This is a genomic window from Acaryochloris sp. CCMEE 5410 (assembly GCF_000238775.2).
GTDB lineage: Bacteria > Cyanobacteriota > Cyanobacteriia > Thermosynechococcales > Thermosynechococcaceae > Acaryochloris.
Genome location: NZ_AFEJ02000001.1, coordinates 2,427,578 through 2,446,976 on the forward strand (window position 1 = coordinate 2,427,578; position 19,399 = coordinate 2,446,976).

The window sequence follows — 19,399 nt, forward strand, 5'->3', positions numbered from 1 at the left end:
CATCATCCATAGTTATCAATACACCTAGCTTGATTTATATAGCATTTACAAGAGTTACCATTGAGAATTATTTATCGATAAAATTATAATCTCATTGCAAAATCAACAGTTTAGCTAATCTGATACAACGAATCAGCCTATATCCTTTTATTCCTTTTTGAGGTTGAACATTACATTTTTTGCACTCTTCTTAACGAAGCATTTGATTTAAATCAGTATAGGCTTCGATAAAATAATCCTCTTTAAATAATGGTTTTAGCTTTAAACTATTACCTCATGCAATTTTTTTAATCTCCTAAAACTACTGTCACCTATAGGATCTAAGCACTGAGTAGTCAAGCAGTTACCAGGCTTTATCAATTTAATTTTACAAAATTCTTGTTTTACGATATAAAAAGCATAAATGTTTTTGAATATCCATTAAAAAAATAATAATAACTACCTGTCATTTAAAGTCATATAAAAACATATGACATCAATAAAACATAAAATAACCTAGATAACTTTTGTAAAGAAAAACTATTCAATTGCTCAAACAAAAGGTAGATTCAAAATGTGTTTGCCAAAGTCAAAAAATCAATCTAATCTAGTTGAGCTATGATTAATCTATAAGTTCATAAGCAATCTAGATAGAATGTTTTTTAGTTTGTTTGATATATGAACCAAGAATTTTCTACATTAGACTATTCTTACACTTATAGATTTTTTAAATCTGCTACGTTCAAATAAATTCCCCAAGCCCACGGTCAAAGAACTATTTGTTCAGCTTTTCACATAAATAGTGAAGAGAGATGAAAGTAATCAGAACTAAAGAGCAATGGCTAGGACCACCTTTTCTAAACATATAGAAATGGTGTATAGCCATGGATTATGTGCATAAGATTGATTGAAGCATCTAGAGGATATTGTTCTAAGTCATCTAGTTAGGTACTACAACATGCATTAGCTCTAATCAATATAGAGATATCAACTTCAAAATGTAAATTGACAGTGCTTATAAGTTTTCCAAGGCTTTTTAAGAAAACTATAGGGATTGTCAAATAGTGCTGCATAATTATTTCTATCCAAGGGTGGATAATAACATTTCATCCTCTAATGGTAAAAGTATCAAGCCTAGAAAAGGTTGCCTTTATTTAGTAATCACGTATCCCTAACCAAAAAAAGGGAATCGTTTTAGGGCTATTCTTACTCCCGAATTTCTCAATCTAATCACATTAAATTTATTAAAACTTTTTTGTGTACGAAAATATTTTTTTAAATAGCCATCCACTCAAAAAAACCAAAAAATATTAAATTTTCGATATACCTAAATCATTTTCTGTCTAAAATAAAAATGTTTTGAACAAAAATATGTCATAAAGTAGGGTATTTTTCATAAATTAAGGTTTTGGGGGCAAAGGTTTTGACTATTTCTGATCAAGAATTAGGCAAAAAAAACGAACAAAGATCAAGCTTAAATCAGCCTAAAATACGAAATTTTGCATATAAAAATAATGACATTATTGATTGGTCTGCATCATTACAATCACTCCTAGATCAGCCTCCGGCAGAGATGCCTCTCCGAATTATTTTGAGCGGAGTAGTATTCTTACTTGCTTTTCTCAGCTGGGCTTGGCTAGGAAAAATAGAAGATATAGGGACGGCAAAAGGAAAGCTAGTCCCAAAAGGTGAGACTTATAAGGTTGAGTCTGTTGCAATCGGGAAGGTCAGCAGAATTGCAGTCAAAGAAGGAGAAACTGTTACAGCTGGACAAGTCATCGCTGAATTAGATACTTCTTTAGATAAAAAAGAAGTCAAGCGATTAGAACAAATGCTATCTAGCTATGAACAAGAGCTAAAGCAAAAACAATCTCTACTCAATAAAGTTTACTTAGAAGCTCAAACTCATCAACAAATTTCTACCTCAGAGAATTTGGGTCAAGAGTCTGCCATAAAATCAGCTGAAGATAGGGCGGATACTCTACTTCAGTTGCTAATACAACAAAAGCAAGAGATTAATGCTTACAATGCCAGGCATAAACGCTTAAAACTCTTGTCAAACTTATCAAGATCCCGAGTAAAGCAATTAGAGCTAGATCTCAAATCCAATCAAGGTCGTGTGAAAAAATTAAAGTCGTTGGAAAAGCAAGGTGCTATCTCTAGCGAATTAGTCTTCCAGGCCAATCAAAATCTTAGTCAAGTTCAGAGTCAGATCACAGAAAGTAAATTACAAGACATTACTAGTGTCAGCCAGCAAATCTTTCAAAATGAGCAATCGATGCGAACTCTTGCTGCAAAAATGACAGAAGATCAAGGAGAGCTCTATTCTGCTTATCGACAAGTTGAACAACTAAAAGCAGAGTTAAATCGGAATAAAGCGGAAAGAACTCGACTAAAGCTAGAAGCATACCAAAAAATTGATCAGCTTAAACTAGAAACTACCCAAGCAAGAACTAAAGTATCTGAAACAAAGAATCAGATGCTCAAAGCCAAAGCAACTCTAGACCAAAAGCTCTTTAAAGCACCTATTGATGGTGTTGTTTTATCATTTAATTTAAAGAATGAAGGTAAGGTAGTCAATTCAGGGCAAACTGTAGCTGAAATTGCACCTCACAACACTCCTTTAATAATTGCTGCAGTTTTACCCAATCAGGAAGCAGGCTTTATTAAGAAAGATCAACCAGCGAAAGTTAAATTTGATGCCTATTCATATCAAGATTATGGGGTAGTACCAGGTAAGGTATCCTCAATTTCATCAGACTCAAAATATGATCCGAAGCTAGGAAATGTTTACCAAGTTGAAGTTGAATTAGAGCGTCATCACATCGTAGACAATAACAAGAGAATTAAATTTAGGCCTGGCCAATCGGCAACAGCTAATATTGTTATCCGTCAGCGTCGTATTATCGATGTTTTATTAGATCCAATCAAGCAATTGAAGAGTGGCAACACGAAAAAATAACATTGCTTGAATTCTCATCTCTTAATCAATAAATAGAATACATCATCTTCTTTCAGTCATCTCTGACTACTGAAAAGCTCTCGAGTAGTTTTCATCTTAATTTATAAAATGCAAATATCCATCTATAGATCACAGCAAATAAGATCAAGGGAAAGCAAAATATTATGCCAAAAGATTTTTATTTTCCTTCAAGCTCTATTTTTCATGAAAAGAATCAATATATCTCAATAAACTTTTTGAAAATTAGAAGCAAGATAAATAGGCTCATGACCCATCAAAATGCACCATAAATTAAACTACTCATCTAAGAATCAGTACGCATAGAATCATATAACTTCAGTTACAGTATCGCTTTATCAAAAAATTGGATTAATAGAATGAATCATCACTTATCTACTCACTCTGGGACTGATTTTGATAAACAAATCACTTACGAACAATTCAATCAAGTGATTGAAGCCATACTAATGGGGAAATATTCTTGGGCTTGCGTCTTAATGCTGCGTTTTGTGGGATATAACCCACTTCACTATATTCCTTATCGCACTTACAACAGATTAATCAAAAAAGAAAGCCTACTGAGTTATCAAACATCTAAAGACAAAGCGAGCTGTAAAGAATTTGAGCCCAAGTCACTTATAGCCCAGTCAAACTCACCCAGATACATGCAAGATCTCGAATACTTAGAAGATGTTCGAGAAAAATCAACTCAGGTAACAGGTGGAACAAGCAATAACTGGCTAGCCAAAAACTATCTTACTATGTGGAATAAAAAGATCAGTAATCCAAACCTTTAGCACAAAAACCTGAATAACATGAATCTAAGTTCAGATGGATAATTTAAGGATTTCAGATAACAACCACCCTTTTCAAACTCCAGTGGAACTATCTAAGCTTCCCAGTCTATTATCTAAAATAAGCAACATATCGCACTCAGATCCTGTTATCAGTGCGCTAAGTGCTCAATTTGAGATACTTGATCTACAACTTGGAGATTCTGTTTACGACATCAATGAATTCACTACTCAAATAAAGGATAATTACCAAGATTTATATCTGATAACTCAAGGGAAAATTAGGCTTGTAAGTGCTGGCTCCGAAAAAGCTCAAAATTTATCCATTCAATTATTGGAAAAGGGTGTTTTTTTTGGAGGTGACTCAAATTACCGTGAGGCCAGTCTACCTTACCAAGCATTCGCTGCGAGTGAAGCACAGATTGCAAAGATTTCTTTTAAGGTACTGCAACCTTTTTTAGCACAGTTACCAAGGCTACAAGGTCATTTAGCTACAACTATTCAAGATCGCCAATGTTTAATCTTCTTTAAAACCCTTACAAGCTTAAATAGACTGCCAACCCATAAGTTAGAAAAATTCTGTGTATATATCGTAGAGAAGAAAATACTCCCTGGCACACCTGTTACTGAATTAGCGCCTGCTGACTTGGGTCGTTTTTGGCTACAGCAAGGTCAGATTCAGGATCAAGAATCTCACCCTGGATTTACTTGGGGGTATCCAGACACGACTGAGGTCAGTAGCTCTAGTGAAACTGAATTATTAATATATCAATTACCAAAAGAAAATTGGGAGGCTGCCACCACCATTGCGCCACAATTGACCTTGCTGGAGAAAGACAGTCGTCCATCACCCACCACATCACTAAATGCTAACCCTCGTAGAATTTACAACACTGAACGCACTAAATCTTGGAAGCGAAATTTGGTTCGGTCTACCCCTCAGAGAGTTAGAAAGGGTCAGTCTAATCTATCGTCCATTTCACAGAACATAGAGCATCCACAACAGATTGATTTCCCTAAACCGCTAAAACCTCGTCGCACTCTATGGAACACGTATCCATTTATTGAGCAGCAAAGTTCATCTGACTGCGGGGTTGCTTGTCTGGCCATGATTAGTCAGTACTGGGGCAAACGATTTAGTCTCAGTTGGTTACGAGAAACAACCGGTGTATGGCGTTCAGGTACTTCTCTTAAACATTTAGCGGGTACCGCAGAATCTCTTGGTTACCATGCCCGACCTGTACGAGCCAGTTTAAATCGTTTAGCCGATGAAGCTAATCCGTGGATTGCACATTGGGAAGGAGACCACTTTATTGTTGTTTACTGGGTTAAAGGAGACAAGGTTTTAGCTGCTGACCCAGCAAAAGGTAAATACCAAATATCACGCCGAAAATTTTTAGCGAGCTGGACTGGTTTTGCGCTTCTTCTAGACCCAACTGAACAATTATATGCAGTTCCTGGTGAAAAGCGCTCTTTAGGTAGATTTTTCAATCTACTTTTACCGTATCGCTCTTTAGGACTGCAAATCATCTTAGCGTCTATCTTAATTCAAATTTTTGGCATTATTTCACCGCTATTTACTCAAATAATTCTTGACCAAATAGTCGTTAGTAAGAGCCAAACAACTCTCAATGTGATGATCATCGGTGCTTTGCTATTCGGCATCGCAGGTATGGGGCTAAGTGCAGTTCGCACATATCTCTTAAACTATTTCGCTAATCGGTTGGACTTGACAATGATTAGCGGTTTAATCCGACATACTCTCAATTTACCTATCAAATTTTTTGAATCACGCAGAGTCGGAGATATCATCACAAGAGTTCAAGAGAATGAAAAGATTCAGCAATTTTTAATAGGACAGGTATTACTAGCCTGGCTAGATGTAGTGACGGGGATCATTTATTTATGCTTGATGCTGTACTATAACTGGCAACTTACATTATTAGTATTAGCAATTATTCCCCCAATCATCATACTGACATTAGTTTCAACTCCTTTGCTTCGCAAAGTATCTCGAGAGCAGTTTAATGCGACTGCCGATGAGAACTCTACGTTAGTAGAAATGCTCTCCGGTATTTCTACTGTTAAATCTGTTGCTGTAGAACAAGAATTCCGGTGGCGTTGGGAAGATAAATTAACGCATCAACTCAATATACAGTTTAAAGGGCAAAAACTTGCGATTAATCTAGGTATATTGAGTAGCCTAATTAACACGATTGGCGGAACTGCTCTACTTTGGTTTGGAGCAACTTTAGTTATTCAAGATCAACTCACGGTTGGCCAATATGTTGCTTTTAATATGATGAAAGGCAATGTTATCAGTCCTATTATTGCTTTAGTCGGATTATGGGACGAATTACAAGAAGTCTTAATATCTGTTGAAAGACTAAATGATATTTTTGATTATCAACCAGAAGAAGCATCTCAAAAGTCTTCTGTTAATTTACCCAATATTGAGGGTAATATTCGATTCGAGAATGTCACCTTCCGCTATGAGTCAGAAGAAGAGCGAAATGCGATCCAAAATATCTCTTTTGAGGTTAACAAAGGTCAAACTCTAGCAATAGTTGGGCGTAGTGGCTCTGGCAAAAGTACTTTAGTCAAGTTACTTCAAGGGCTTTACCAGCCTACCAGTGGCCAAATTTCGATAGATGGACACGATCTTAATCATTTATCGCTTCAATCACTCCGTTCCCAGCTTGGGGTCGTTCAACAAGAGTGCTTTTTATTTTCAGGAACAATCCAAGAAAATATTACGCTCCATCAACCCAAAATTAGTTTAGAGCAGGTTATTGAAACTGCTAAGCTGGCAGAAGCGCATGCTTTTATTCAGTCTTTTCCTCTCGGATACAGCACCAAAGTTGGTGAGTGGGGTACTAATCTTTCTGGAGGTCAAAGGCAAAGAATTGCTATTGCCAGAGCATTGCTGGAGAGGCCACCTATACTCATCTTTGATGAGGCTACCAGTTCCCTAGACACTGAATCAGAGCGAAGATTTCAGGAGAATTTGAAGCATTTGACGCGAGAGCGGACAACTTTTATTATTGCTCACCGACTTTCAACAGTACGCAATGCTGACTGCATCATTGTTTTGGATAAAGGAATACTCGTTGAGAAAGGCACTCACGAAGAGCTAATCAAAAAGCAAGGGCTCTATTTTTACTTAGCTCAGCAACAACTAGAGCTGTAAGAGAATTAAAAAGATAAACTGATATATCTAACAGAATTTTCATCCTTTCATATTAATAACGTACTCAATTTCTTTATTGATCCATTCATCAAACAAACTATGAAGTATTTCTTGCCTCAACTCAGGCGTTAACTCTGCAGGAATATGTTCCTCAATCCTTAAGAGGTGATACACATCTTCTGTTTGAATTGGACCTAGTAGAATCCCTATAGGTAAGGGATCTTGAAAGATAACTGCAGCGATATCTGGGGGAAAACTTAAACGATTTTTCTGACCTGTATAACCGCACAGATAGCGAGCGTTCTGATCAAGATTGTGAAGTCGCGCAGCTTCGTAAAAACTAATTTCTTCTTCTTCAATTTGATAAAATAGCTCTTGTACAAAATTTTGGCAGTCAAGACTAATTTGATAGACCACAAAGCGATCAAAATTTAATCGTCTTTCAGCAAAAAAAGGTTCTACTTGCTCTTCAAATAGATGTTTAGCCAATTTTTTGGTAAGCACGTGATTCTGAATTGCAATTTCCCATTCATCTGGGGTAATCATTTGCTCATTGAGCCAAGCCATCGTATCAGATGCCTTCTCCAAATGCTTATTACGGCGAATCTCATCTACTTCATTTTGAATTTCTTCAGGTGTAACCGTAATATTTTGAGAATCAGCTGTTTGAAGAATAATTTTTTGTTTAAGAATTTGCTCGCAGACCTCTACTAGACTCATATTTTGCTTGAGTGCTTCTAGCACCTCAGCTATCTCAATTGGAATTCCGCGAAAGTCTATAGTCATCATTCAGTAGGAAATACTAAATAGAAAATTTTTCTATTTTTTTTGCTAAATACTTGTATATATCTTCTCTAAAGCAATTATTCCATAGCTATAAAACATACGTAAGGCTTAATCACTCATGGGCATACTATGTGCTGAGCTAGCCAAATATCAGTTTGCTTAAGCTAAAAAATCAGAAGATAGTTCTCTCAAGATTACTGAAAGCATCATCACCTGAAAGCTATATTCAGTAAGCGATCCAAGAAATCTATATCAATAGAACAACTTATTGCTTTATTAAACAAGTTTCTTGGAAAGCGTTATTCATCAAATCCCAACACTAGATCCGAGGGTGCTATTATCAATGGCACCCTCGGATATTCAACGACTCTGTTATCGCTAGTATCAATAGACCTCTTGCATAATTCAGCTAACGATATGGTAGCGAACTAAAAACCCAAGTCAGATCGCAGCATAAATTGAGTTAGTAACACATCATGGAACGAATATTGCAAGAGGTCTAATGCAAGCTATGCCTTATTTCAATCTGAAAGGAATAGGTAGTTGTGCTAAAACCCAATTATCCAAAATAGATTAAAAATTCCTAGCGGAGAATATGAGCTAAGGAGACTAAGGCATTTCTAACAACATCTTTGGCGTTCTCACTTACTCTATTTAGCTTGAAATATTATGGTAGATTGCTTGCAAGCCCAGCGAGAGTGTACGTTTCACCTGCTAAAATAAATTCTTCAAATCCCGTAGTAACGAGCGTCATACCATCAAGATTGAATGTAACTTGAGTATTTGCACCAATACTGATATCAGAAAAATCTGTCAGGCTACTCGCAAGACTGAGGGTGTCTTGACCTCTTCCACCTCTTAATGTGGCGTTTCCAAAATCACCAGCACTACCATCAATAAAGTCGTTGCCTGTCCCTGCGTTGACGACCACACCGCCACCAAAGGTACCGGTTAATGAATCTTTTCCTGCGCCCAAATTTACTCTTCCACCATAAAGGCCATAGGCTTCTTCCCCTGTAGCCCGAACAATGATCTGATCCGCTCCTTGTCCAGTACTAATTACACCGCCAGTATTGATAATTCCAAAGGCTTTACCAGTCGCTTCCGCAGTGGCAATAATCGTATCAGCCCCATTCCCTGTGGTAATTTTGCCGCCTGTATTATCGATTGAGATCGCAATATCAGAAGCCACCGCAACCGCCTCCGCAACGGCTAAAGCCAATGCTTGATTTTCAGAGGGCGCGCTAGAAAAAGTAGAACTAGACGTTCCAGCAAAAGTGCCAGATTGCGTAGTTGCAGTAGCCGTCAGCTTATCTTTGCCTGGCCCAGTAGAGAGATACCCTTTTTTGTTCTTAATCCCTGTGGCCGAGATAGATGCAGTCGTTAAACTGGTAGCAATGGCATTGGCAAATGCGATTAACTCATCAGAAATAGGGGCACCAGCAATCGCTTCGACAATGGCTGATGCATCTACAGAAGCTGTTGCCGTAGCAGAAATGTTTCCCTCGGTTTGGCCCGCCACGGCATCACTTCCACGGCCCGTCTTAATAGTTGCCCTAGAATTATTGATACCGATAACACTCGCTTCAATCCCCAAAGATGCTAGCACTTGAGTAATGACGCTTGTATCAACAAATTTAGCAACGGCTATTGCTTCCGCTACTGTATTGGTTGAAACGGATAGATTTGCTGAAGCAGTCCCTTTAATTACATCCTGGCCACTATTCGTTTCAATCGTACCTTTGTTATTAATCCCCTGAGTTCGAAGCTTAAAGTTAGCCTGAAACTCAGTTGATGAAGCAAGCGAACCAAAATCTTGCGCTCCTACACCAACCAAAACACCAAAGCCAAAATCACCATTTAGAGAAGAAGTTCCTATCAGGGAGTCACGTCCTCGTAGAGTTTTAACAGAGGAATTTTTAGGGTTAAAAATCGTGACTCCAGGGTCAACCTTATCTGCACGATTTGTAAATCTAATTCTGCTTAAGTTAAGTCTTCGCATAAATCTAAATCATTTAAATTACTTTATTTGGAACACAGTTTTAAAAAGTTCTTATCTCAGATATTAGATCCTTTAATGAGGATCTAATATTTATAGATTTGAAGTCAAAAAATTGATATCTGACAAAGAATCAGACAAGCTCAGTTTTATCAACACAATAAAATTTCAAAAAATCAACTCTCTATCAAAAAACATCAAAGAAAAATCTTTTAGATAGATTCACGACATTTATCATCAAAAGTTTTTAATGCCATTAAGCGCTCAAGTGTATTATACAATACATTTTGTATAAATTCCTTAAATAAAGGTATTCTCAGATCAAAAATTATATATATTATTTAGTTCAAGACTGAGATCAATTTCAGCATTTTAAAATAGTTTCTTTATCTAAGTGAACTAGATATAAACTTTGAATAATAAGTCTCAATCCCTATGTTTTTTATAGCTTAAGTTTGCATCATATAAGATAAGCTCCAACGTCAAACATAGAGTATGATTTACTAGTTTTATCTGAAAATATTCTAAATTAGAAACTTAAGCTTTAATTTTTAAGTACTACGATTTTAAATCACTAAAATACCTATGAGCACGAAGTATCTGTTTGAGCATTAATTTCAGAGGTTTTTGTTGTTGAAGACGCACTAGCATAACTAGATTGAGCATTTTTTTCACTAAATGATTCTGAGCAACTAGACTTACTTCCTGCTTTAGATGAAGTGGCTTTAGCAGACGCACGGCTAACAACACCGTTGTTTTTTGACTCAGCTGTTGAAGAAGAACTACTAGAGCTGCTACTCATGCTCTCTAACATTTCTTGCAATTGCCTAGATTTAATCATACGTCAACACTATTAATCAATTTTCCACAAAGTAATCTACTTACTTTAGAGAATATACTTAGCCATGAAAAATAGCCGCTTTTAACTAGAAGTAAATATATTAATTTTCACTACATAATTAAGTGTAAGTAGGCGAGGTTATGGAAGCTCAACTATATTTCAGCATATAAACATTGCTAAGCATGCCATATATTAGATCTAGAAATAAAATTTAGCTGCATAAATTCACCGATCTATATCAAGCTTGATCTACTTATTTTCAAACTTATTATTCACTGAATTAATTGAAAATGAGTTGCTGAAAGTAATCTAGTAGCCTAGCCTCCAGCAACTCATTTCACAGATCACTGTGTCAGTCAAAACTTATGGTTAAGTTTTGCTTATCCTAGGAAACAGAAGTTGAGCTAGCAGCGGATGAAGAGCCATACCCAGCAACAGTAGTAGTAGTAGTAGTGGCCTCACTAAAAGAACCTGGACCAATAGCATCTGCAGTTGCACCAGCTTTAGCGATGTTACCTACAGGCTTACCAAAAGTTTTAATGACTACGAATTTTAAGTGAACTTTTTTGCTGAAACTCCCGCCAGCAATTTTGTCAAGACCTTCAGTAACAGCTTCACAGTAATTCAAATCAGAGATAATCATCAATCTATTCCTCTTGTATTTATTGAGCTAGTCTTTATCAGAAAGCTAGATATATAACCTAGTTTCTTTGATTTTGTCCTAAAACTTTAAATTAAACTTAAAACCTAATTATATTGTCGAAATCTGTGGCATATATCCAAAATTTCTGAGCAATAAATTAACGGTTTCATGCTTATTGCAAGCTGAAGGAGAAAACCTTGATTAGCTCGTTACTGAAATTACTATAGGAAGGAAGAATAAAATCATGTTGCCAAATTGGCATAAATATTTTGACACCGTCATACAACATTCAGAATGCCTTGCTGTCTTGTTGTTCATCGCAAAATGTAATGGCACATATTTTGTAAAGATTAAAATCAGTCATTGCCAACCATACGTTTAGCTCATCATTAGACTGCGTTGCGATTCATATTTTGGATCAACACAGTTAACCTCTCAAAACCCTGGAAATGGAGCTCACATGTACGCAGCATTACATGGCGAAGCATATTTGATGGACCCGACCAAGCACTTTAAGCCCCGTAGGCCAGTTTCTGCTACAAGGTTAGTTCAATAGAATCAGGGAGAACTACACCGTTCATTCACATCAAGCCATTCTCCTCTAGTAGTCGGTTGCCAACTACCATCAGGCTTATCGTCATGATGGGGAATTTTCATATCGATTGCCAGAAACCTGGATCGATCTAAGGTCTAAATGCTATATTCAAATACGCAATGGCGGGCGTAGCCAAGTGGTTAAGGCAGTGGATTGTGGTTCCACCATTCGTGGGTTCGATTCCCATCGTCCGCCCTGAACGCCATTATTAGTAAAAGTTGAGCCGTATTCTCTTCTGTTTGGATAGCGGCTTATATCTGTAATTAGCAAGTAAAGACATAGCCTGCCAGATGCATTAGAGTTCGATTCTATTGGCAGCAGGATAAAATCAGTCCCATCGGAGCAAAGCAGATGACAACTTGTGATTATGTGCCTGGCTTAGGTGGAATTCCAGCCGCCCAATCTCGAATTAGCTATGTGGATGGTCAGGCGGGACAACTGGAATATCGAGGCATTCCCATTACAGAGCTAGCCGAACGTAGTAATTTCCTAGAAACAGCATTCTTATTAATTTGGGGCCATCTGCCCACTCCTGAAGATTTGGATCTCTTTCAGTATGAGGTCATACACCATCGGCGTATCAAGTACCGTTTGGTAGATATGATGAAATGCTTTCCAGAACGGGGGCATCCCTTGGATGCTGTCCAGGCCACGGTGGCTGCTTTGGGGCTTTATCATTCTCGGCGGGCCTTAAATGATCCAGCCTATATTCGGAGGGCAGTGGTGAGACTTCTGGCAAAGATCCCTACCGCCGTAGCAGCCTTTGAACATATTCGGAAGGGCAATGATCCCCTTCGTCCCCGGGATGATCTTAACTATGCCGCCAATTTCCTATACCTTTTAAGTGAGCGAGAACCTGATCCGAAAAAAGCCCATATTTTCGATCAGTGTCTGATTCTTCATGCCGAACATACGATGAATGCCTCGACCTTTTCGGCAAGAGTCACTGCATCAACGCTGACAGACCCCTATGCAGTTGTCGCCTCGGCAATGGGCACCTTGGGCGGCCGACTCCATGGTGGTGCCAATGAAGAAGTGATGCAGATGCTAACGGATATTGGTTCTGTGGAGAATGTAAAGCCCTACTTGGATCAGCAATTAGCCCAAGGTCAGCGAATTATGGGATTTGGGCATCGCATTTATAAGGTCAAAGATCCGCGAGCGCGAATTATGCAAGGCTTGGCGGAACAGTTATCGGAGAATTATGGATGCGATCGCTACTACGGTATTGCCCTCGCCCTAGAAAAAGCCGTCGAAGAACGCCTTGGCGATCGTCAAATCCATGCCAATGTGGAATTCTATTCTGGGTTAATCTTTAGACAACTGGGGTTTCCCGCCGATATTTTTACCTCTCTTTTTGCCATTGCTCGGGTCGCCGGATGGCTGGCCCACTGGAAAGAACAGCTCGATACCAACCGGATCTACCGTCCCTCCCAAATCTATATGGGACAACATGATCAGCCCTATATTCCTGTGGTGGATCGGTAGCTCCTTATTCTCAGGAGAGAACGATGAGCCCAAAAACGCAACGACGCACGTTTCTACTCAGTAGTCTCGCAGCGACAGGGGGCCTACTAGGCAGCCTATTGCTGCACAAAGACCGCCGCTCTGTCTCTGTCCCGCCCTCTTCTGCACCTAAAAATTCATCTATACCTAAAAAAGTTCTAGGAAAAACAGGTATAGAATTGCCTATTTTAGGTTTAGGAGGCGCAGGCCAAACACCCCTTTCCCAGCCCGGCGCTGAAAAAGAGGCTGTAGACATGATTCAGCAGGCGTGGGATTTGGGAATTCGCTATTTTGATACGGCAGCCAGTTACGGTCCCAGTGAAGATTATTTGGGAAAAGTCTTACCGCAATACCGTTCTCAGATCTTTTTAGCGAGTAAAACAGCTAAACGTGATCGCGATGGCGCCTGGCGGGAATTAGAACGGTCCCTCAAACGCCTCAACACTGATTACTTAGATCTGTGGCAATTACACCATGTGTCTTTTGCCGAGGAAATCGAAACCCTTTTCAGTGCGAATGGGGCCATCAAGGCGATGGAAGAAGCCAAGTCCCAAGGCATTATCAAGTTCACGGGCATTACGGGCCACCACGAACCTCAGATCATCATTGAAGGTTTAAACCGCTACCCGTTTGACACCACGTTAATTCCCATCAACGCTGCCGATGTGCACCATCCTCGCCCCTTTATCTCATCCGTATTACCCGTTGCTCACCAGCAGCAGGTAGGAGTGATTGCCATGAAGGTGCCAGCCTACGGCAAACTCTTGCGTCCTGGCGTGTTGTCAGGCATGTCAGAAGCCATGGGCTATTCCTTATCTCAACCCGGCGTGCATACCTGTATCATCGCGGCAGAAACGGTAGACCAACTGACCGCGAATATACAAACTGCACAAGCGTTCCAAGAATTTGATGTGGCGACCCTAGCCAACATTGAAAAACGAACTCAAGCCACTTGGGAAGACCACTCATTTTTCCGAAAATGGGCTTAGAGGAGATGCTTGCGGCTATACTCAACTCCTTTCTGAAAGGGAATCCCACTGCATATCCTCTGCTTTCAGCTTAATAATCATCAGTGATTACCTTTTCAAAACAACTCATCCATCTAATATGGGGATCAACGCCAATACACTCAACCGGGCACGCCAACAGTTGTTAGACAATATCGTTGAGTATTTTTTAGGCAAGAAAGGGGTTGAAGCCCTTTATATTCAAGGCTCTGTTGCATCAGCATCAGCTGATGAATATTCAGATATTGATTTTCGAGTGGTGGTGCAACCGCATCTATATCGACATTTTCTAGCAGAACGTTTTACTGCTCCTCAACAGTGGGGGGATTGGCTATATAACGAGTGGGCTGGCAATGATTGGGTTTGTGTCTCTCACTTCAAGCCCTTTAACAAAATTGATGTTCTATATTTCGATGTCCATAAGCTGCAGCCCTCTCCTTGGTTTCTGCTACCCATACACGTGATATACGATCCTCAAAACTTGATTGAAGGGGTGATTCAGGCATCTCAAGGCTTAAGCTTCACCCCCGATCATAGAGAAATTGATCGGTTAATCAGCAAGGGGCTGGCTTATTCAGAGGAAATCTATCGACGCATTATGCGCGATGAATTGTTTTACAGTCAATCTCAACTGGATAGTTTGAGAGCCATCTTAATGCAGTTCGATGATTACTATCAGGGCGCTCCTTCTACTGGCGCATCCCATTTCGAACGTCGGGGGAGTCACCCCTGTGTTGAAGCGTTAATTTCTTCATACTCTCCCTTAGAACGAGTGTTACTACTTAAAGCATTACTCAAACTCCTAAAACTATTTCATCACCAAATCAGCCAGCTCCAGCAAACTTTTAACCTTCAACGAGACATCACCACTGACTTAGCTTGGATCCATACGATTGAGACCTTATGTATTGAGCAAGTTGAGCAAGACCAAAGTTAGAACTCTGATGTCAGGCAGTTCGGTAGGGGCGATGGGTATAGTATTTCGGAAAATCATCTAACCGCAGATGAAGCCAGTAAACTCCCAGACCCGACGTACTCACCCACAGAGGAGCAGTACGAATATTAAGAGCATCACCCATTAGTTTTTGCAGGGTATGCCCTAACATCTGCCACATGGCATCCACTTGCTCCGGTGGCCCCTGACGAAGAAAGTTTGCCAAATGCGTATAGGTGGGCAAAGGACCCAGGGCACGGGGTGAAATCAACATCGCATCTCCTCCTAAATTGGCAAACACCTGAATGGGGTCGTCTCCTCGTTCTAAATACTGGGCAAATGGTTGGGGATTCGGCGAAACCTTGGCCAAACTCGGCGCATTCACCACAACAAATTCCCAAGGCTGATGGAGACTAGCAGGCGTGAGAGGTGGCGTTTCCCAAAAGAATGCTGAATAGGGGCTATCTCGTAAAACTTGAGTGATCAGCGATCGAAATTCGACCTCCTGGTGCCAAAGCTCAATCGCCTGATACCAGGTTAGAGGAGCGCCATTGAAGGTGATTGTAGTCCGTTGAGTTTTTCCCTGGTTCAACAGTTGACCATAGGCAATTAAATGCCCACTGTCTGATTGGGCAATCATTTCAATGGTTTGATCCATTTAGCTCTTTCAATCTATACAAAGTCACGCATCGAGAATAATCAAAATCTTAGAGGCAGTATTATCAGGAACTCAGAAGAGAATCATTATCTTGATCCTAAAGGGACACATTCTAGCGCTTCTATAGCTCAAGCTTAGTAATCCTAACCCATTCAGAATTGTTGCCCACACACATTAAGAAAATTGCGGTGACAGCAGAATTGTTCACGACTTCAATCAGTATTTAAGATGAGATTGCTAGAATGCAGATGGCAATCTACTTTAAGGCTTTAGTCTTTCTGCTGATAATAGTGCACGGATAACCAAGTTTCTCACCTAATACTGCTTTGGTCAGTATCTGAAGTGGGTAAACTTAGACTGATTATCCAAGCAAACTCATTTGGATTTATAACAAGCCTGCTTATTTCGCCTCAATGAACAAGGAAGCCAAGTAACATGTAAAAAGCAGATCGATCCACTCAAATAGGCAACAGCCTTGGGATAGATCTCCTCGCTAACCTAAAGCTTCGCTAGTCTTAAACCAGGGATTGTCATAGAAGTTTATTGTTTTAAGGAAAAACCGAGTCATGGGATTATTTGACCGCGTTAGTCGGGTTGTTCGTTCAAACCTCAATGCAGTTGTCAGCTCTGCCGAAGATCCAGAAAAAATCCTGGAGCAAACCGTTGAGGATATGCGAGAAGACTTAGTGCAATTGCGCCAAGCCGTTGCCCAGTCCATCGCAGCCCAAAAGCGGGTTGAACAGCAATATAATCAGGCCCAAACTCAGTCTTCCGAATGGTATCGTCGCGCCCAACTTGCCCTCCAAAAAGGCGATGAGAATTTGGCTCGCGAAGCCCTTTCTCGCAAGCAAACCTTCACAGATACGGCCAATAGTCTCAAATCCCAGCTGGATCAATCCACCAATCAAGTGGCGACCCTAAAGCGCAACATGACCGCTTTAGAAAGCAAAATTGCTGAAGCCAAGACTAAGAAAGAGATGCTCAAAGCGCGTGCCCGGGCGGCAAAAGCCAGTGAGCAGATCAACAAAGCCATGGGTAGAGTGGATACCTCAGGAGCCATTGGTGCTTTTGAGCGTATGGAAGAGAAAGTCATGGAAATGGAGGCCCAGTCTGAGGCAATCGCAGAATTAGCAGGGGATACTTTAGATAGTCAGTTTGCCAGTTTAGAAGCGGGTAGTGACGTGGATTCAGAACTAGCCATGTTAAAAGCGCAACTCGCAGAACCGCCTGCTTTAGAAGGGACGCCTGCAGCACCAGAAGCTTTACCTGCCTCTACAACTGAAGCTGTGGATACTCCTCAGCAACAAACCCCTGTGGATGCAGAGCTTGAGGAACTGCGGAATAAGCTGGATCAAATCTAAATCAGGGCTTGTAGACTGGGCTGATACTCAATAGACTGAGCGAATGACAAACGGCTTCCAGTAGGTCAACAGCTTAGGTTCTCGTAATCGACTGGATTGGAGAACTGGCAAGCATCCTATACCAACGGATTACTCCAGAAGCTAGTCATCAGTTAACCTCATTTTGGGCAGATCTAAGACAACCTTAGATCTGCAATGTTTTAGCGGATGAAATTTGCCGATCGCATTCAACGATTCCAAGCCAATGTCTTTGCGGACATGGATCAGGCTAAGCGCCAAGCCCTTGATGCCGGTCAATCTTTGATTGACTTGTCCTTGGGATCTTCAGATTTGCCTGTTGCTGCGCCAATTTTGGAGACGATTAGCCAGTCATTACAGGACCCCTCCACCCATGGATATTTGCTCTTTCATGGCACCCGCTCTTTTCGAGAGGCGGTTGCAGCCTGGTATGAGCAGCGGTTTGGGCTATCCGTCAATCCAGAAACAGAGGTATTGCCTCTAATTGGGTCCCAAGAAGGAACGGCTCATTTACCCCTTGCCATTCTCAATCCTGGTGATATTGCCTTACTGCAAGATCCGGGCTATCCCTCCCACGCGGGCGGGGTTTATCTGGCAGGCGGGGAAATGTATGGCATGCCCCTATTAGCTGAAAATCAATTTCTTCCAGTATTTAGCGAGATCCCAACTGAGGTGCTACAGAAGGCCCGAATGATGGTGCTCAGCTATCCCCACAATCCCACTACTGCGATCGCAACTCTGTCTTTCTTCCAGGAGGCCGTTCAATTTTGCCGAGACCACGACCTCGTCCTGGTTCACGACTTCCCCTACGTTGACTTTGTCTTCTCGGAACAAAAAATGCCGTCGATCCTGCAAGCCGATCTCTATCGGCAGTGCTCCATCGAATTTTTTACGTTTTCCAAGTCCTACAGCATGGGAGGCTTTCGGATTGGGTTTGCCGTTGGCAATGCCGACCTGATTACCAGCTTGAGAAAAATCAAAGCCATTGTCGATTTCAATCAATATCTGGGCATCTTAAATGGTGCCGTTACGGCCCTTAAAACAGGTGATTCTGAACTGCAACGGACCTTATCCATCTTTCAAAAGCGTCGCGATGTTTTTGTCACAGCCCTAGCCAAGATGGGTTGGGTCGTCCCCAAACCCACGGCCACCATGTACATTTGGGCACCTTTACCGGAACCTTGGCAACAACAATCAGTCGAATTCTGTAAGCAGCTCGTCCTTCAAACGGGTGTCGCTGCCTCACCAGGAGCAGGCTTTGGTCCAGCAGGAGAAGGATATGTGCGTTTTGCCTTAGTCCAAGATCCTGACACGCTAAACACAGCCGTTGACCGAATCGATTCCTTCCTGCATACTTGACCATGCAGAAAGGGCAGTCCTGTATTAATCCGACTTGATTTAGATATACTCCCCTCACAGCAAAGGAAATCAGCCTTTATGAGTTATTCTCGCCGTTTACTCTGTGCCTTCTCTAGTGCTTTGATGCTAGTAGGGTTGAATGGTGCTGCCAGTCGTGCAGCCGAAAAAATTACGGTCAGCTATGGTCCTTTTGGCCGATCTATCGCAGTCTCTGATCTACGCCAATTATTAGAAACTGGGAGTGCTCCTCCTGATCTCGCTTCTGTCTTGAGTGTTGTGGGTCAGCAAGAAAGGGACTCTTTATTAGGGGGCCTCAAGTTTAAGGTGCCTTTAAATGTTGTCGTCCTCGATAAAATTTTGCGATCTCCCCAAGGGGACCAACTGCTTTCCCAAATCGCAGGGGCAACTTCTCTTCCCGGTGGCGTAGAAAAACTTGCCCTTAGAAGTGCTCTTATTGGCGCCGCTGCTTCTGACGATGGGTTAGGGATTCTGAGTTTCCTAGAAGCTTATCCCACTCAAACCTTGAAAATTGATTTAGCAGCCGTTCAGAAACTGATGAAGTCTGGCTCTCTCTTAGGCGGGTTTATGGGCGGGCAATTCCCAGGCGGAGACGCCCCGGCAGTCACACCCGAAGCTCCTAGCGATAAAAGTGCCCCTTCCCCTGAAGCCGATGCTCCAAGCTCTGAAGCGACAGAAGATCCCGCTGATGCGGCAGCTCCCGAATCCAGTTCTGACGATCAGCCCAATGAATAATAATTTGTGTAGTC

The 19,399-nt window shown here is 40.9% G+C and carries 13 protein-coding genes and 1 tRNA gene; 10 read left to right on the forward strand and 4 right to left on the reverse strand.

Going from position 1 to position 19,399, the window contains the following annotated elements:
- Nucleotides 1-1,402 precede the first annotated feature (1,402 nt).
- The 3 genes from ON05_RS10955 (at nt 1,403) to ON05_RS10965 (ending at nt 6,925) form a co-directional block, all read left to right on the forward strand.
- Nucleotides 1,403-2,941, forward strand: a complete 1,539-nt coding sequence (locus tag ON05_RS10955) for an HlyD family efflux transporter periplasmic adaptor subunit (RefSeq protein WP_236618998.1) — start codon at nt 1,403-1,405, stop codon at nt 2,939-2,941.
- 377 nt (nt 2,942-3,318) lie between these two features.
- On the forward strand, nt 3,319-3,738 hold the full coding sequence (locus ON05_RS10960) for a HetP family heterocyst commitment protein (RefSeq protein ID WP_010474982.1): 420 nt from the start codon (nt 3,319-3,321) through the stop codon (nt 3,736-3,738).
- A 34-nt stretch (nt 3,739-3,772) separates the two neighbouring features.
- Nucleotides 3,773-6,925, forward strand: coding sequence for a peptidase domain-containing ABC transporter (locus ON05_RS10965; RefSeq protein WP_010474984.1), 3,153 nt, complete (start codon nt 3,773-3,775; stop codon nt 6,923-6,925).
- Between the two features lie 39 nt (nt 6,926-6,964).
- Here ON05_RS10965 and ON05_RS10970 read toward each other — a convergent pair whose 3' ends face one another.
- The 3 genes from ON05_RS10970 to ON05_RS10980 form a co-directional block, all read right to left on the reverse strand.
- Entirely contained in the window at nt 6,965-7,669 is a 705-nt protein-coding gene (locus tag ON05_RS10970; RefSeq protein WP_139025850.1) for a peptidylprolyl isomerase, read from the reverse strand.
- 709 nt (nt 7,670-8,378) lie between these two features.
- Nucleotides 8,379-9,713, reverse strand: a complete 1,335-nt coding sequence (locus ON05_RS10975; RefSeq protein WP_010474988.1) for a hypothetical protein — start codon at nt 9,711-9,713, stop codon at nt 8,379-8,381.
- 1,223 nt (nt 9,714-10,936) lie between these two features.
- Nucleotides 10,937-11,194 carry a hypothetical protein gene (locus tag ON05_RS10980; RefSeq protein WP_010474992.1) on the reverse strand — a complete coding sequence of 86 codons (258 nt, stop codon included), beginning with the start codon at nt 11,192-11,194 and terminating at the stop codon, nt 10,937-10,939.
- Nucleotides 11,195-11,911: 717 nt separating this feature from the next.
- Between ON05_RS10980 and ON05_RS10985 the strand changes: the two genes are divergently transcribed.
- From ON05_RS10985 to ON05_RS11000, 4 genes are all read left to right on the forward strand, one after another.
- Nucleotides 11,912-11,984, forward strand: a tRNA-His gene (locus tag ON05_RS10985).
- A gap of 156 nt (nt 11,985-12,140) precedes the next feature.
- Complete coding sequence (locus ON05_RS10990) at nt 12,141-13,277, forward strand: citrate synthase (RefSeq protein WP_010474994.1); 1,137 nt, start codon at nt 12,141-12,143, stop codon at nt 13,275-13,277.
- Nucleotides 13,278-13,300: 23 nt separating this feature from the next.
- Nucleotides 13,301-14,284, forward strand: a complete 984-nt coding sequence (locus tag ON05_RS10995; RefSeq protein WP_010474997.1) for an aldo/keto reductase — start codon at nt 13,301-13,303, stop codon at nt 14,282-14,284.
- A gap of 118 nt (nt 14,285-14,402) precedes the next feature.
- Nucleotides 14,403-15,239 carry an aminoglycoside 6-adenylyltransferase gene (locus tag ON05_RS11000; protein ID WP_010474999.1) on the forward strand — a complete coding sequence of 279 codons (837 nt, stop codon included), beginning with the start codon at nt 14,403-14,405 and terminating at the stop codon, nt 15,237-15,239.
- A gap of 10 nt (nt 15,240-15,249) precedes the next feature.
- On the opposite strand, the gene ON05_RS11005 is transcribed toward ON05_RS11000, so the two are convergent.
- A complete protein-coding gene (locus ON05_RS11005; protein WP_010475001.1) occupies nt 15,250-15,894 on the reverse strand; it encodes a DUF6940 family protein in 645 nt (214 codons plus the stop codon).
- Between the two features lie 566 nt (nt 15,895-16,460).
- Between ON05_RS11005 and ON05_RS11010 the strand changes: the two genes are divergently transcribed.
- The 3 genes from ON05_RS11010 to ON05_RS11020 all read left to right on the forward strand — a co-directional run bounded on the left by ON05_RS11010 (nt 16,461) and on the right by ON05_RS11020 (nt 19,385).
- Nucleotides 16,461-17,255: a PspA/IM30 family protein gene (locus ON05_RS11010; protein WP_010475003.1), complete on the forward strand. Its 795-nt coding sequence runs from the start codon at nt 16,461-16,463 to the stop codon at nt 17,253-17,255.
- A 207-nt stretch (nt 17,256-17,462) separates the two neighbouring features.
- A complete protein-coding gene (locus ON05_RS11015) occupies nt 17,463-18,632 on the forward strand; it encodes an LL-diaminopimelate aminotransferase (RefSeq protein ID WP_010475004.1) in 1,170 nt (389 codons plus the stop codon).
- A gap of 78 nt (nt 18,633-18,710) precedes the next feature.
- On the forward strand, nt 18,711-19,385 hold the full coding sequence (locus tag ON05_RS11020; protein ID WP_010475005.1) for an alpha/beta hydrolase: 675 nt from the start codon (nt 18,711-18,713) through the stop codon (nt 19,383-19,385).
- Nucleotides 19,386-19,399 lie beyond the last annotated feature (14 nt).